Annotated in this window: 12 protein-coding genes; 7 read left to right on the forward strand and 5 right to left on the reverse strand. The window is 69.1% G+C overall.

Translation table 11 applies throughout. From position 1 onward, the window contains the following. Positions 1-59: 59 nt before the first annotated feature. From AC0IZS_RS04250 to AC0IZS_RS04260, 3 genes are all read left to right on the forward strand, one after another. On the forward strand, positions 60-1,055 hold the full coding sequence (locus AC0IZS_RS04250; RefSeq protein WP_471634501.1) for a YcjF family protein: 996 nt from the start codon (positions 60-62) through the stop codon (positions 1,053-1,055). 73 nt (positions 1,056-1,128) lie between these two features. Next, complete coding sequence (locus tag AC0IZS_RS04255) at positions 1,129-2,538, forward strand: SPOR domain-containing protein (RefSeq protein WP_471634502.1); 1,410 nt, start codon at positions 1,129-1,131, stop codon at positions 2,536-2,538. A 128-nt stretch (positions 2,539-2,666) separates the two neighbouring features. Next, positions 2,667-3,440, forward strand: coding sequence for an SGNH/GDSL hydrolase family protein (locus AC0IZS_RS04260; protein ID WP_471634503.1), 774 nt, complete (start codon positions 2,667-2,669; stop codon positions 3,438-3,440). A 3-nt stretch (positions 3,441-3,443) separates the two neighbouring features. Here AC0IZS_RS04260 and boxA read toward each other — a convergent pair whose 3' ends face one another. The 4 genes from boxA to AC0IZS_RS04280 all read right to left on the reverse strand — a co-directional run bounded on the left by boxA (position 3,444) and on the right by AC0IZS_RS04280 (position 9,196). After that, positions 3,444-4,718 carry a benzoyl-CoA 2,3-epoxidase subunit BoxA gene (boxA, locus tag AC0IZS_RS04265; RefSeq protein ID WP_471634504.1) on the reverse strand — a complete coding sequence of 425 codons (1,275 nt, stop codon included), beginning with the start codon at positions 4,716-4,718 and terminating at the stop codon, positions 3,444-3,446. A gap of 226 nt (positions 4,719-4,944) precedes the next feature. Next, positions 4,945-6,372: a benzoyl-CoA 2,3-epoxidase subunit BoxB gene (gene boxB / locus AC0IZS_RS04270; protein WP_471634505.1), complete on the reverse strand. Its 1,428-nt coding sequence runs from the start codon at positions 6,370-6,372 to the stop codon at positions 4,945-4,947. Between the two features lie 30 nt (positions 6,373-6,402). Further along, complete coding sequence (gene boxC / locus AC0IZS_RS04275; protein ID WP_471634506.1) at positions 6,403-8,076, reverse strand: 2,3-epoxybenzoyl-CoA dihydrolase; 1,674 nt, start codon at positions 8,074-8,076, stop codon at positions 6,403-6,405. Between the two features lie 181 nt (positions 8,077-8,257). Further along, a complete protein-coding gene (locus AC0IZS_RS04280) occupies positions 8,258-9,196 on the reverse strand; it encodes a helix-turn-helix transcriptional regulator (protein ID WP_471634507.1) in 939 nt (312 codons plus the stop codon). 209 nt (positions 9,197-9,405) lie between these two features. Here AC0IZS_RS04280 and AC0IZS_RS04285 point away from each other — a divergent pair, with 209 nt between their 5' ends. The 4 genes from AC0IZS_RS04285 to AC0IZS_RS04300 all read left to right on the forward strand — a co-directional run bounded on the left by AC0IZS_RS04285 (position 9,406) and on the right by AC0IZS_RS04300 (position 13,896). Continuing rightward, entirely contained in the window at positions 9,406-9,900 is a 495-nt protein-coding gene (locus AC0IZS_RS04285) for a 4-hydroxylaminobenzoate lyase (protein WP_471634508.1), read from the forward strand. 31 nt (positions 9,901-9,931) lie between these two features. Next, positions 9,932-11,482, forward strand: a complete 1,551-nt coding sequence (locus AC0IZS_RS04290) for a 3,4-dehydroadipyl-CoA semialdehyde dehydrogenase (RefSeq protein ID WP_471634509.1) — start codon at positions 9,932-9,934, stop codon at positions 11,480-11,482. A 63-nt stretch (positions 11,483-11,545) separates the two neighbouring features. Beyond that, the gene (locus tag AC0IZS_RS04295) at positions 11,546-13,093 is read left to right on the forward strand and encodes a benzoate-CoA ligase family protein (protein ID WP_471634510.1); all 1,548 of its coding nucleotides are present in this window, start codon (positions 11,546-11,548) and stop codon (positions 13,091-13,093) included. Further along, positions 13,090-13,896, forward strand: coding sequence for an alpha/beta fold hydrolase (locus AC0IZS_RS04300; RefSeq protein ID WP_471634511.1), 807 nt, complete (start codon positions 13,090-13,092; stop codon positions 13,894-13,896). Before AC0IZS_RS04295 ends, AC0IZS_RS04300 begins: the two co-directional genes overlap by 4 nt. Here AC0IZS_RS04300 and AC0IZS_RS04305 read toward each other — a convergent pair. Next, the gene (locus AC0IZS_RS04305; RefSeq protein WP_471634512.1) at positions 13,877-14,569 is read right to left on the reverse strand and encodes a Crp/Fnr family transcriptional regulator; all 693 of its coding nucleotides are present in this window, start codon (positions 14,567-14,569) and stop codon (positions 13,877-13,879) included. The genes AC0IZS_RS04300 and AC0IZS_RS04305 overlap by 20 nt on opposite strands. Positions 14,570-14,638: the final 69 nt, after the last annotated feature.

Here is a 14,638-nt window from a genome sequence, read left to right on the forward strand (position 1 = left end):
TGTTTGCCACACTGCACACCTGTCCCGCCACCCATGGCTTCCTCAGGAGCCACGCCACCATGCAACTCGACCAGCAACAAGCCATCCTCACCATCGCCCTGTTCGCCGCCTTCGCCGACGGCCACAAGGGCGACAGCGAGCGCGAGGAGATCCGGCGCATCGCCCAATCGCTGGCACACGACGCACCGGCCATCGACCTGCCGCGCCTGGTCCAGGACGTGCTGCTGCAACGCACCAGCGCCCAGGCCGCTGCCACCGCGCTGGCCGAGCCGGGCCTGCGCCAGCTGGCCTACGAAATGGCGGTCTGCGTCTGCGATGTGGACGGGCGCCAGACCGAGGCCGAGCGCGCCTTCCTGGCGCAGCTCAAGGGCTGGCTGCAGCTGGGCGAAGGCGAAACCGCCGCCTTCGAGCAGCAGGCCGATGCCCTCGTGGAAGTGGCCGAGCGCGCGGCCCCCATCGCGCGCGGCCTGGCGCCCGTGGCTGTGGGCACGGCGGCCGCGGCGGCCCTGCCCGTGCGCGGCGCTGCGGCACAGGTCTCCGACGCCGAGTTGGACAAGAGCATCCTGAACTACGCGCTGCTGTGCGGCGCGCTGGAGCTGCTGCCCCAGTCCTGGGCGTCGATGGCCATCATCCCCATGCAGGTCAAGATGGTCTACGCCGTCGGCAAGGCCCATGGCGTGGAGCTGGACCAGGGCCACATCAAGGACTTCATCGCCGCGGCCGGCGTGGGCATGGCCTCGCAGTACATAGAGCAGTTCGGCCGCAAGCTGCTCGGCGGCCTGCTGGGCAAGGTGGCGGGCCGCACCATCGGCGGCATCGGCCAGGCGGCCACGGGCATGGCCTTCTCGTTCGCCACCACCTACGCACTGGGCCAGGTGGCCAAACGCTACTACGCAGGCGGCCGCATGATGAGCACGGCCGTGCTGCGCGAGAGCTTCCAGAGCATGCTCGGCCCGGCCAAGGACCTGCAGGCCCAGTACCTGCCGCAGATCCGCGAAAAGGCCGCCACGCTCGATGCGGCCAAGGTCATGTCCATGGTGCGCGGAGGCGTCTGATCGGCACCCGTGGGGTGATTCAGGCAGCCACTTCCCCCTTTTGCGCAGCCCGCAGCCCGTGCCAGAATCGGGCATGCCCCTGACACTGGACCCTGCCAACGCCATTGCACCCATGTCGCTGGACTCTCCGTCGGACAACGCCATGACCGCGCTGTACCGGGTGGCCCTGGGCCCGGTGAATGCCGAGCACTACCTGCCGATCTTCGCGCGCTTCGATGACGCAGGGCGCACGACCACCACCTGGAACTGGCCGGCCGCGCTGACCACGCTGAGCTGGCTGGTGTTTCGCCAGCTCTGGGGTGCCGCCCTGGTCTACGTGGCTGCGGCCGAGGGCCTGGCGCTCTTGGTGTTCGGCCTGGGCCGGCAGTTCCTTCACTGGCCCCAACCGGTGGAATGGGGCATCCTGGGCGCCATCGCGCTGTTCAGTTGCGCAGTGCCGGGGCTGTTCGCCAATGCCGTGCTGCACACCGAAATCCGCAAGCGCATCGCGCGCGCGCTGTCGGCATCGCGCACCGTGCCCGAGGCTGCGGCGCTACTGGAGCGCCAGGCCAGTTCGCGCCAACGGCTGAGCACCGTGGTCATCGGCCATGTGGTGGTGGTGGCCACGGCCCTGCTGGCCTACATGCTGTTCCCGCCGGGTAGCACGGCGGAGCCTGCCGGCAGGGCCGCCCCGGCCACATCGGCCCCTCCTTCTCCTGCGGCCCCGGCATCCAACCCCACCTCCGGGCTGGCCGCCGTGTCGGTACTGCGCAGCACGGCATCCGCGCCGCCCGCCCCATCGGAAGCAGTGGCACCGCCCAGCGCCGCTGCCCCCGCCAGCGCGCAGGCAGCCTCCTCCGCGCCCGCGGGCAGCACCGCCGTGGCGTCCGCACCCGCTCCCGTGGCCGCGCCCGCCGCGGCATCACGCCGCCAGCCGGCCAGCAGCCCCGTCGCCACTGCGCCGCCCGTGCCAGCGGCGCTGCCGGCAGCCAAAGCCGCGCCACCGGCGACCGCTGCCGCTTCCGCCGCCAAGGCGATGGCACCGGCCGCCCCCGCCCCCGCCAGCAAAGCGGCACCGTCGGCCGATCCAGCGTCCGCGGCAGCCACATCCGCTGCAGGCACCAAGGCCAAGGCTGGCAGCCCGGCCACCCCGGCGTCCAAACCCGCCGCGCCCGTCGCCGCCAGCAAGGCCGCCAGGCCGGCATCCACGCCGGCACCGACCCAGCCGCCCGCATCGGTGGCCAGCGACCCCGAACTCGCCATGGTGGGCAGCGCACCGGGCTTCTACATCAACGTGGGCCTGTTCGCCGAAGAGGCCAATGCGCGCAAGACGCAGTCGCGCCTGCTCAATGAGGGCCTGCCGGCCTTCCGCCAGCCGCTGGAAAGCGCCAAGGGCACCCGCATCCGCGTGCGCGTGGGCCCCTTCGACTCCAAGGCCGAGGCTGACACGGCGGCGCAGACCATCCAGCGCATGGGGCTGGAGGCCGTGGTGTTCAAGAAATAGGCCCTGCGCGCAAGAGCGAACCCGCATGGCCCCGCGTCCTACGCGCAGGCATTGAGGCAGCCGACATCCAGCGCCGGTTTCGGCGCGTACTCTGCAGTACCGACCTGTGTCTCCTGCAAAGCCGCCCCATGCCCCTGCCCCAGCCCACCCCTGCACACCAGCCCCCCGTCCACGGCATGCGGCCCCGTGGGTGGACCCTTGCGGCCATCGCGGCCGGCGCCCTGCTGCTCACGGGCTGCGCGCCCTGGCGCCTGGTGACGGCGTCGGACCTGGCCAAGGCATCGCGCCCCTACACCGCGCAGCCGGCCCAGCCCGAGCGGCGCATCCTGGTGGTCGGCGACAGCACGGCGGTGGGGACTGGTGCGGCCCGCCCCGAGGACAGCCTGGCGGGGCGCATCGGCGCCGCCCATCCGCGCTGGCAGATCGACAACCTGGCCGCCAATGGCGCCAAGTTCGAGGACGTGCAGGCGCAACTGGAGCGTGCCAACACCGGCTACGACCTGGTGCTGGTGCTGGCCGGCGGCAACGACGTGATCCGGCTGACTTCGGAGCAGCAGTTGCACGGCCACATGGAGCAGGCCATCCGCACGGCCAAGGCGCGCGGCAAGCAGGTGGTGCTGATGCCCTGCGGCAACGTCGGCCACGCCCCCCTCTTCGTGCCGCCGGTCTCGTGGTTCATGGACAGCCGCTCCAAGCGCCTGCATGCCACCGCGCAGACGGTGGCGCTCGACAGCGGCGTGCGCTATATCCGACTGCTCAAACCGCGCGCGCAGGACCCCTTCGTGCAGCGGGCCGACGAACTCAACGCCGCCGACGGCCTGCACCCGAGCAGCGCGGGCTACCAGCAGTGGTACGAGGAGCTGGTCCGGCAGGAGGGCCTGGCCAGCTTGACAGACACGTAGGCCTCAATAAGTCTCCAGGTGCAGGCGCCCTTCGCGCGCCAGGGTGGCCGCCAGGGCCTCCCAGTCCAGGCCTGCATCGGCCGCCACGTCGCGCAGGGCGAGCACCACACCCTCCTCCATGCTTTTCAGGCCACAGACATAGAAGTGGCTGTTGCCGTCCCTGAGCAATTCGGCCAGATCGGGCGCACGCTCGCGCATCAGGTCCTGCACATAGCGCCGGGGCTGGCCCGGGGTGCGCGAGAAGGCCAGGTTGATGTCGATGAAGTCCTTGGGCAGGCTTTGCAGCGGACCGAAGTACGGCAGCTCCTGCTGCGTGCGCGCGCCAAAGAACAGCATGAGCTTGCCGCCCTCGAACTTGCCGCTCTTGCGCAGGCGGCGGCGCCACTCGGTCATGGCGCGCATGGGCGCGCTGCCGGTGCCGGTGCAGATCATCACCACATGCGACTTGGGGTGGTTGGGCATGAGGAAGGAGTGGCCGAACGGCCCCACCACCTCCACCTTGTCGCCCACCTGGAGGTCGCAGATGTAGTTGGAGGCCACTCCGCGCACGGGTGTGCCGTCATGGTCGGAAGTGACGCGCTTCACGGTGAGCGCCAGGTTGTTGTAGCCCGGCCGCTCGCCATTGCGCGCGCTGGCAATCGAATACTGGCGCGCATGGTGGCGCTTGCCCAGGGCGTCGGTGCCCGGGGGGACGATGCCGATGGACTGCCCCTCCAGCACGGGGAAGGGCAGGCTACCGAAGTCGAGCACCACATGGTGCGTTTCGCTCTCGAAGCCCGCCTCGGTGCAGTTGAAGTTGCCGACCACGGTGGCCGTGGTCGGCGCCTTGGGCGGGTAGAGGTTGGTGTAGGCGTGCGCGGCAGACCAGGGTGGCACCGTGGCACCCCGGTGCAGGGGCGGCTGGAGCTGCACGCCGGGCTCGGCGGTGGCTACGGCAACAGATACCGCTGAGGGTGCCTGCGTGGTCTCGGCATCAGCACCGGCGACGGCCAGTTCCTCGGGGCTGAGCTCGGCGGGCAGCGACTCCCAGGTCAGCTGCTCCTCAATCGAATAGGCACGCACCAGCGGCATGGTGCGCCAGTTGTCGATGGAGCCCGTGGGGCACGGCGAGATGCAGGCCATGCAGCCATTGCAGATGTCGGCGCGCACGACATAGTTGTTATCGTCGTGGGTGATCGCATTGACGGGGCAGGTCGCCTCGCAGGTGTTGCAGCGGATGCAGATTTCCGGGTCGATCAGGTGCTGCTTGATGACCCCGGCTTCAACGGCCATGTCCATATGGTTCTCCTTAGAGCGGCTAACAAAACTCTTCTAGCGTCGTTGCTGCGCCTTGTCGTACTAACGTACTGCCTGCGGCGCAGCGCCTAGCCAGAACCGCTTCGCTGAGTTTTGTTATCCGCTCTTAATCACCCCCGACCAGGGGGTCGGGATGGGGCGGGTGGTCTTCGTGGGGCCTGCCCTCATCCCTGCCCTCGTTCATACGCCGAGGGCGCTTCGTTGTCCATCAGCCGAAACGCACGTACTCGAAATCGACCGGCTGGCGGTTGATGCCCATCACCGGCGGCGCGATCCAGCCGGCGAATTGGCCGGGCTCGACCACGCGGCCCATCAACGAGGCCACGAAGGCGAAGTCCTCGGGGCTGGGCAGCCACTCGTCCTTCTTGGCGGCCCACTCCATCTCGTTGACCACGCGGCCTTCGGGCGACATCTTGATGCCCGCGAGCGCACCGATCTGGCGATTGAAGGCCTTGTGCGGCACCACCAGGCGGGTGGGGATGCCAGCCTTTTCGAGCACCTTGTTCCAGCGGCCCACGCCGGCGACCGAGTCCTTGATGAAGTCGTCGCGCAGAACTTCGTTGAGCGCGTTGAGCATGGGCACGTCCTTCTCGACGAGCTGGCCGTCCTTGACCTCCAGCACCTTGTAGGTCTGGCCCTTGAGCACGTGGTCGTCGGTGCGCTTGCCTTCTTCGTAGCGGCCCTTGAGGCCCGAGCTGTAGAAGATGGCGGCGTTGCTGGACTGGTCGGCACCGAACAGGTCGATGGTGACGCTGTAGTGGAAGTTCAGGTAGCGCTGCACGGTACCGAGATCGATGGCGCCGGCGGCGCGCACCTTCTGCGGGTCGTCGGTCTTGAGCTCGTTCATCACCTGGGCAGTGCGGGCCAGCACGCGCGAGACGCCGCTCTCGCCCACGAACATGTGGTGCGCCTCTTCGGTCAGCATGAACTTGGTGGTGCGCGCCAGCGGGTCGAACGCGCTCTCGGCCAGCGCCGAGAGCTGGAACTTGCCGTCGCGGTCCGTGAAGTAGGTGAACATGAAGAACGCCAGCCAGTCGGGTGTGGCCTCGTTGAAGGCCCCCAGGATGCGCGGGTTGTTTTCATCGCCCGAGGTGCGCTGCAGCAGGGCCTCGGCCTCTTCGCGGCCATCGCGGCCGAAGTGCTTGTGCAGCAGGTAGACCATGGCCCACAGGTGGCGGCCTTCTTCCACGTTGATCTGGAACAGGTTGCGCAGGTCGTACATGCTGGGCGCCGTGAGGCCCAGGTGGCGCTGCTGCTCGACCGACGCGGGCTCGGTGTCGCCCTGCGTGACGATGATGCGGCGCAGGTTGGCGCGGTGCTCGCCGGGCACGTCCTGCCAGGCCTTCTCGCCCTTGTGGTCGCCGAAGTGGATCTCGCGGTTGGCGTCGCCCGGGTTCAAAAAGATGCCCCAGCGGTAGTCGCGCATCTTCACGTGGCCGAACTGGGCCCAGCCCTGCGGGTCCACGCTCACGGCGGTGCGCAGGTAGACCTCGTGGTTGGTCGAACCGTCGGGGCCCACGTCGTCCCACCAGTTGATGAAGTTGGGCTGCCAGCCTTCGAGCGCACGCTGCAGCGTGCGGTCTTCGCCGAGGTTGACGTTGTTGGGGATCTTCTCGCTGTAGTTGATCGTGCTCATCGTTGCTCCTTGGATGGTTCGGACTGCGGTTCAGACGCGGTTGAGATCAAAGCCGGCCTTCTCGCCGGTGCCGTAGACCTTGAGCGCACCCTTGTCGCCCACGGCGTTGGGGCGGTTGAAGATCCAGTTCTGCCAGGCGGTGAGCCGGCCGAAGATGCGCGTGGCCATGTTCTCCTTGCTGGCAAAGCGCAGGTTGGCCTCCAGACCGGTGAGGGCGTCGGGCGACATGGCGGCGCGCTCCTCGATGGCCATGCGCAGCTCGTCGTCCCAGTCGATGTCGTCGGGCGCGGCGGTGACCAGGCCCAGGGCCAGGGCCTCGTCGGCGTCGAGCGGCTTGCCAGCCGCGGCGCGCGCGGCGTCCAGCGGCGCGGCCTCTTCGTAGAAGCGGCGCTGCAGGCGGCTCTGGTCGTTGACCATGGGGAAGAAGCCGAAGTTGAATTCGTTGAGCGTGAGCCTTGGCGCTCGGTCGGCATCGTCGGGCAGGGCCAGCATGTAGCTGCGGTCGGCCGCGAAGGCCAGCTCGGCCAGGGTGCCAGCGAAGCACGAGCCCTCCTGCACCACCGCGAACAGGGTGCGCGAGGACACATCCAGGCGCGCCAGCGCGCGGCGCAGCGCACCGATGGTCTCGCGCACCAGCCAGTGGTCCTGGTGGGCCAGCATCACCGCGTCGGAGGCGAGCACGGCCTTGGCATCGCCCTCAGTCTTGAGCAGCCAGGTGCCGATGTCGAGTTCGTTGGTGCGCAGGTTCAGGATGGCGTCATCGAGCTCGCGCGCCAGGGCCAGCGGCCACCAGGCGGTACCGGCCGCCTCGATGGCGGCGATGTCGGCAGGCTGCGCGCCGCTGGGTGCCTTCACGGTGAGCGTGGCGGTGCGCTTGGTACGGTCGATCTGCACCTGCACATGCGAGTAGCCCAGGCTGTCGGCACCGTCCTCGCGCTGCAGGCGGGTCAGGGCCACGCCCTTGGCACCGGCCGGGCGGTCGCTGCCCGCGGCGAGCTGTACGGCACGGTCCTGCACGGCCGCGGCGAACTGGGCGGGCTTGGCCACCGCGTCCACCAGGCGCCATTCCACCGCGCGCTGCCCGCGCACGCCTTCCACGCTGGTGCAGAAGATGTCGGCCAGGTCGTGGCGCACATGGCGCTTGTCGGTCACGCGGGTCAGGCCACCGGTGCCGGGCAGCACGCCCAAGAGCGGCACCTCGGGCAGCGAGACGGCCGACGAGCGGTCATCCACCAGCAGGATCTCGTCGCAGGCCAGGGCCAGCTCGTAGCCGCCGCCGGCGCAGGCGCCATTGACGGCGGCCAGGAATTTCAGGCCCGAGTGCTTCGACGAATCTTCCAGGCCATTGCGCGTCTCGTTGGTGAACTTGCAGAAGTTCACCTTCCAGGCGTGGCTGGAGACACCCAGCATGAAGATGTTGGCGCCCGAGCAGAAGATGCGGTCCTTGCCGCTGGTGACAACCACGGTGCGCACTTCAGGGTGCTCGAAGCGCACGCGGTTGACCGCATCGTTGAGCTCGATGTCCACGCCCAGGTCGTAGCTGTTGAGCTTGAGCTTGTAGCCGGGGCGGATGCCGCCGTCTTCGGCGATGTTGAGCGACAGGCGGGCGATGGCCCCGTCAACGCTGAGCGACCAGTGGCGGTACTGGCCCGGTTCGGTACGGTAGTCGACGCGCGCCGGGGCGCTGGTGGTGGTGGCAGTCATGGATGTCTCCTGTGGGGCCGGTAGTAGCGGCTGCAAACCTCAGAACAAGAAAAATAATGCAGCTTTTGATTTCGATGACATGCATCATGATGCATGTTTACGGACGCGTCAATGCCTGGAATGCTTTTTTTCGTTGCGAAAGATGTGGCGACTCCGCCCCGCGAGCGGCGGGGTCAGACGCTCAGGAAGCGTTCATCGACTGCCTGGCGGCGGACCGCAGGCCCTGAAAGGCCTGGGCCAGGCTCTTGCCACTGGTATCCACCGACAGGTCGGCCTTCGAATAGAAGGCAGCGCGCCCGCTCAGGATGCGGCGCAGGTCGTCCATGGCCTCCTTGCTGGCAGCCATGGGGCGGGTGTCGCCCTGCGCGGCCACGCGACCCATGTGCTCTTCGGGCGCGGCCTGCAGCCAGACCGTGGTGCAGTGGGCCAGCAGCTCATTGAAGGTGGCCGGGTCCGACACGATGCCGCCCGGGGTGGCGATGACCACCTCACTGTAGATCTGGATGGTCTCCTCCAGCGCGCGGCGCTCGTAGCGGCGGTAGGCATTGGTGCCATAGAGGTCGTGGATCTCGCGCACGCTGCAGCCGGCGAGCTTCTCGATCTCGCGGCTCAGCTCCACGAAGGGCAGCTCCAGGTCGTCCGCCAGCATCTGGCCCAGCGTGGACTTGCCCGCGCCGCGCAGGCCCACCAGGGCGATGCGGCTGTGCCGGGCCGGGTCGACCGAGGCCGTGCCCAGCAACTCGCCCAGCGCCAGGCGCACACGGCGCAGGTCGGCCTCGCTGCGGTTTTCGAGCAGTTCGCGGATCAGCAGCCACTCGGGCGAACTGGTCGTGACATCGCCCACCAGCTCTGCCAGCGAGCAGTGCAGCGCGCCCGCCACCTGCTGCAGCACCAGGATGGAGGCATTGCCCGTGCCGTATTCCAGGTTGGCCAGGTGGCGCTCGGACACGTCGGCCGCGATAGCCACGGCCTTGCGCGTGAGCCCGCGCTGCGCGCGCAGGTTGCGCACGCGCTCGCCCAGCGCCGTCAGCAGCGGGTTGCGGGCTTCGCCGCCCGGCGCCGCAGCGCCGTTGCCGTCGATGGGCGCAGTGGCCAGCACTGCGTCGTCTTGCTCATTCATGCGCGTCCTTGTTCACACCACCGATTGTCTGCGGTCCGGCAGCCCGATAAATATGCACTATAGTGCTTGACGAAGATCATCCAGGGGTTTATCTTCCAGATGCACGCAAGATACTGCACGTCACACATTCCTGCAAGGCAATCATTTTCCATGGCAAGCGGCGCACACACGCCCTGCCCAGCCCGCCTTTCCCTTGAAAGCCCGCCACCATGATGACGCCCGCCACCGCCCCCTCCAGCAAGGATGCCTTCCATGCCCTGCTGGCCGACCTGACCGCGCAGCTCGAAGGCCGCCCGCTCGATGCGGCGCTGGACCAGTGGCTCAACACCACGCACGGTGCCGGCAGTCCCACCTATGCGCAACTGCGCGACGCCTGCCTCACCGGGGTGGCCGAGGGCTGGCTGTGCGAGCGCGAGGGCGGTGGCATCCGGTATGGCCGGGTGTTCAAGGCCGAGGACGCGCTGCACCGCTTTTCGGTCGACGTGGTCGACATGCAGGACCTGGCGGGCCCGCACCACACGCACCCGAACGGCGAGATCGACCTGATCATGCCCACCGAGGGCAGCAGCGCCACCTTCGATGGCCGGCCCGCAGGCTGGTGCGTCTACGGCCCCGGCACCGCCCACCGCCCTACCGTGGCCCTCGGCCGCGCCCTGGTGCTCTACCTGCTGCCCGAAGGCCAGATCCAGTTCACGCGCACCTGAAATCCGCTCGCCCATCCTCTTCCATATACCCATGACCGAACTTCTCTCCAACTACGCTGCCGGCCGCTGGCAGGCAGGTACCGGCAACGGCGTGCCGCTGTTCGACCCGGTGCTGGGCAACGAACTGGTGCGGGTGGACGCCACCGGGCTCGACCTGGCCGAGGCATTCACCTTTGCCCGCCAGCAAGGCGGAGCGGCCCTGCGCGCACTGACCTACCGTGAGCGCGCCGCGCTGCTGGCCGCCATCGTCAAGGTGCTGCTCGCCCACCGCGAGGCGTACTACGAGATCGCCACCGCCAATGCGGGAACGGTGAAGAACGATTCGGGCGTGGACATCGACGGCGCAATCTTCACCCTGGGCCAGTACGCCAAATGGGGCGACGCCCTGGGCGATGCCCGCGCCCTGCGCGACGGCGATGCGACCCGGCTGGGCAAGGACCCGGCCTTCCAGTCGCAGCACCTGTCGGTGCCCACACAGGGCGTGGCGCTGTTCATCAACGCCTTCAACTTCCCGTCCTGGGGGCTGTGGGAAAAAGCCGCGCCGGCCCTGCTCTCGGGCGTTCCGGTCATCGTCAAGCCCGCCACGGCCACGGCCTGGCTCACCCAGCGCATGGTCAAGGATGTCGTGGACGCGGGCGTGCTGCCCGCGGGCGCGCTGTCGGTCATCGCCGGCAGCTCGGCCGGGCTCATGGACCAGCTGCAGCCCTTCGACGTGGTGTCGTTCACCGGCTCGGCCGAAACGGCGGGCGTGATCCGCTCGCACCCGGCCGTGGCCCAGCGCTCGGTGCGCGCCAACATCGAGGCCGACAGCCTCAACAGCGCCGTGCTGCTGCCGGGCGAGGCCCCGGGCAGCGAGGCCTTCAACCTGCTGGTGCGCGAGGTGGTGCGCGAGATGACGGTGAAGTCGGGCCAGAAGTGCACGGCCATCCGCCGCATCCTGGTGCCGGCCGAGGTGTACGACGCTGCAGCCGAGGCCATTGGCGCCAAACTGGCTGGCATCAGCGTGGGCAACCCGCGCAACGAGGGCGTGCGCATGGGCTCGCTCGTGAGCCGAGCACAGTTGGCGGCCGTGCGCGAAGGCCTGGCCGCGCTGCAGGCACAGGCCCAGGTGCTGCACGACGGGCGCGACCGACCGCTGGTGGATGCCGACCCGGCGGTGGCCGCCTGCATCGGCCCGGTGCTGCTGGGCGCGCGCGATGCCGATGCGGCGCAGGCGGTGCACGAGGTGGAGGTCTTCGGCCCCGTGGCCACGCTGCTGCCCTACCGCGACAGCGCGCATGCCATCGCGCTGGCGCACCGGGGCCAGGGTTCGCTGGTCACCTCGCTCTATGGCAGTGACGAGACCGCACTGGCGCGCACCGCCCTGGCCGTGGCCGCCAGCCATGGCCGCGTGCACATGGTCACGCCCGACGTGGCGCAGGCGCACAGCGGCCACGGCAATGTGATGCCCATGTCGCAGCACGGCGGCCCGGGCCGTGCGGGTGGCGGTGCCGAACTGGGCGGCTTGCGCGCGCTCGATTTCTACCACCAGCGCACTGCCGTGCAGGCCAGCCCCGGCGTGCTGGCGGCACTGGGACTCTGACATCCCCACAAGGCGCGACACGCAACGCGCACCCGACCCGAGAGGCCCCAAGGAGACAACACCATGAGCCTGCCCCCACGATTCAATTTTGCCCAGCACCTGTTCGAACTGAACCGGGACCGCGCGCAGCGCACGGCCTACATCGATGACCGCGGCAGCCTCGGCTACGGCGCGCTCGAAGACCGCGCCCGGCGCCTGGCATCGGCCCTCGCCAGCGCTGGCGTGCGCCGTGAAGAGCGCGTGCTGCTGCTCATGCACGACAGCAGCGACTGGCCCGTGGCCTTCCTGGGCTGCCTGGTTGCCGGCGTGGTGCCGGTGGCGGTGAACACGCTGCTCACGGCGGACGACTACGCCTACATGCTGGACCACAGCCGCGCGCAGGCGGCCATCGTCTCGGGCGCGCTGCTGGCGGTGCTGCAGGACGCCATGGGACGCGCGCCGCACGAGGTGAGCACGCTGCTCGTCTCCCAGCCCACCGGGCCGCTGCCAGAAGGTGCCCGGGACTTCGAGGACACCCTGGCGCAGGCCCAGCCGCTCGCAGCCCCGGTGAACACCGCAGCGGACGACCCGGGCTTCTGGCTCTATTCCTCGGGCTCCACCGGCAAGCCCAAGGGCACGGTGCACACCCATGCCAACCTGTGGTGGACGGCCGAGCTCTATGGCAAGCCGGTGCTCGGCCTGACCGAGGACGACGTCTGCTTCTCGGCCGCCAAGATGTACTTCGCCTACGGCCTGGGCAATGCGCTGACCTTCCCGCTCTCGGTGGGTGCCACCGTGGTGCTGATGGCCGAGCGGCCCACGCCCGATGCCACTTTCCGCCGCTGGACGCAGCACCGACCCACGGTGTTCTTCGGCGCACCCACGGGTTTTGCCGGCATGCTGGCCTCGCCCGCGCTGCCGGCGCGCGAGGCGGTGGCGCTGCGCATGTGCTCCTCGGCCGGCGAGGCGCTGCCCGGCGAGATCGCCCAGCGCTTCAAGGCGCATTTCGGCTGCGAGATCATCGACGGCATCGGCTCCACCGAGATGCTGCACATCTTCATCTCCAACCGCCCGGGCGATGTGCGCTATGGCACCACCGGCAAACCGGTGGAGGGCTACGAGGTGGAGCTGCGCGGCGAGGACGGCCGGCCCGTGCCCGACGGCGAGGTGGGCGACCTGTACATCCGCGGCCCGAGCGCGGCGCTGATGTACTGGGCCAACCGCGAGAAGTCGCGCGAGACCTTCCAGGGCGGCTGGACCAAGAGCGGCGACAAGTACACGCGCGACACCGACGGCTACTACACCTATGCCGGCCGCAGCGACGACATGCTCAAGGTCAGCGGCATCTATGTCTCGCCCTTCGAGGTGGAGGCCACGCTGATGCAGCACCCCGCCGTGCTCGAATCGGCCGTGATCGGCGTGCAGGACGGCGAGGGCCTGACCAAGACCAAGGCCTACGTGGTGCTCAAGCAGGGCCAGCAGGTGGACGCGCAGTCCCTGCAGGCTTTCGTCAAGGAACGGCTGGCGGCCTACAAGTACCCGCGCTACATCGAGTTCATCGACGAGCTGCCCAAGACCGCCACCGGCAAGATCCAGCGCTTTCGCCTGCGCGAGAAGGAGGCGCGCGCGTGACGCAGGCGGCCACCACGCAATTCGCCACCATCACCTGGCGTGGTCGCACGGTGCAAATCGAGCACCAGTGGATCGCGCCCGAGCGCAGCGATGCCCCGCTGCTCGTCTTCCTGCACGAGGGCCTGGGCTCCGTGGCGATGTGGAAGGATTTCCCCGAGCGCCTGTGCGCCGCCGCCGGTGTTCGCGGCCTGGTGTTCTCGCGCCCGGCCTATGGCCGCTCCACGGCGCGCGAAACCGACGAAACCTGGGACGTGGACTTCATGCACCGCCAGGCGCACGAGGTGCTGCCGGCGTTCTTCGACGCGCTGGGAATAACCGAGGCGCCCTGGCTGCTGGGCCACAGCGATGGCGGATCGATCGCGCTGCTCTACGCGGCACGCTTTCCCGAAGCCGTGCGCGGCCTGGTGCTGATGGCACCGCACATCTTCGTGGAAGACGTGACCATCACGAACATCGAGCTGGCACGCGAGGCCTATCGGAACACCGACCTGCCCGCAAAGCTGGGGCGCTACCACGACGACGCGGACTCGGCCTTCTGGGGCTGGAACCGCATCTGGCTGCACCCGCCCTTTCGGCAGTGGAACATCGAGGCCGAGATCGGTGCCATCCGCGCGCCGGTGCTCGCCATCCAGGGCGTGGACGACGAATACGGCACGCTGGAACAGATCCGCGGGATCGCGCGCCGGGTGCCGGGCACAACGCTGCTGGAGCTGCCCACCTGCGGCCATTCGCCGCACCGCGACCAGCCCGAGGCCGTGATCGCCGCGGCCACGGACTTTCTGCTCACTCCACGTAGCGCCTGAGCCCCGGCAGGTCGAGCACGGTGATGCCGCCGTACTCGATCTGCAAAATGCCCGACTCCTGCAGCCGCTTCAAGGCCGCATTGCAGCGCTGGCGCGAGACGCCCGTGAGGTTGGCGATCTCCTCCTGCGATATCTGCAGGTGCCGGTCCATGCCGGGGTAGAGAAACGGGTGAAACAGGCCGGCCAGCGCGCGCGCCACCTGGCTGTCGGTGTCGAGCAGGTGGTGGGCCGTGAAGGTGCCCAGGAACCAGTGCATGCGCTCGTTGATCTGGCGCAGCAGAAAGTGGTCGAAGCTGCGCTCTGTGGCGTGCAGCCACGCAAAGGTCTCCACCGGCAACACCGCCACGCGGCTGGGCCGCAGGGCGATGATGTCGGCTGTGCGCGGCAGGGCGCGCAGCAGCGTGCCCTCGCCAAACCAGCTGCCGGCCGACAGGCCGCCCAGGGTCACGGCGCGGCCATCGGGCGAGGTGACGGACCACTTGAGCAGACCCTCGATGGCACCGTACCAGTGCAGGGGCACATCGCCGCGGCGGCACAGCGCACCGCCCGCGGTCACTTCCACCTCGCGCACGTCGTCGAGCACGCGCTGCTGCGCGGGTGCATCGAGCAGCGGGAACCAGGCCGACGCAGCCAGCAGGCTGGTGGTGGAAGGCCGTGTCGCAGGGGGTGACAAAGTGGGTTTCTCCCGGAAAAAACACTGGCCCCGCGTATACCCTGCCCTCAAATGTCATCGCGATGACTG

The organism is Acidovorax sp. AC410, from assembly GCF_979253235.1.

Coding starts and splice junctions, on each gene's coding strand:
- AC0IZS_RS04250 (WP_471634501.1), top strand. CDS start 60: ATGCAACTCGACCAGCAACAAGCCATCCTCACCATCGCCCTGTTCGCC.
- AC0IZS_RS04255 (WP_471634502.1), top strand. CDS start 1,129: ATGCCCCTGACACTGGACCCTGCCAACGCCATTGCACCCATGTCGCTG.
- AC0IZS_RS04260 (WP_471634503.1), top strand. CDS start 2,667: ATGCCCCTGCCCCAGCCCACCCCTGCACACCAGCCCCCCGTCCACGGC.
- boxA (WP_471634504.1), bottom strand. CDS start 4,718: ATGGACATGGCCGTTGAAGCCGGGGTCATCAAGCAGCACCTGATCGAC.
- boxB (WP_471634505.1), bottom strand. CDS start 6,372: ATGAGCACGATCAACTACAGCGAGAAGATCCCCAACAACGTCAACCTC.
- boxC (WP_471634506.1), bottom strand. CDS start 8,076: ATGACTGCCACCACCACCAGCGCCCCGGCGCGCGTCGACTACCGTACC.
- AC0IZS_RS04280 (WP_471634507.1), bottom strand. CDS start 9,196: ATGAATGAGCAAGACGACGCAGTGCTGGCCACTGCGCCCATCGACGGC.
- AC0IZS_RS04285 (WP_471634508.1), top strand. CDS start 9,406: ATGATGACGCCCGCCACCGCCCCCTCCAGCAAGGATGCCTTCCATGCC.
- AC0IZS_RS04290 (WP_471634509.1), top strand. CDS start 9,932: ATGACCGAACTTCTCTCCAACTACGCTGCCGGCCGCTGGCAGGCAGGT.
- AC0IZS_RS04295 (WP_471634510.1), top strand. CDS start 11,546: ATGAGCCTGCCCCCACGATTCAATTTTGCCCAGCACCTGTTCGAACTG.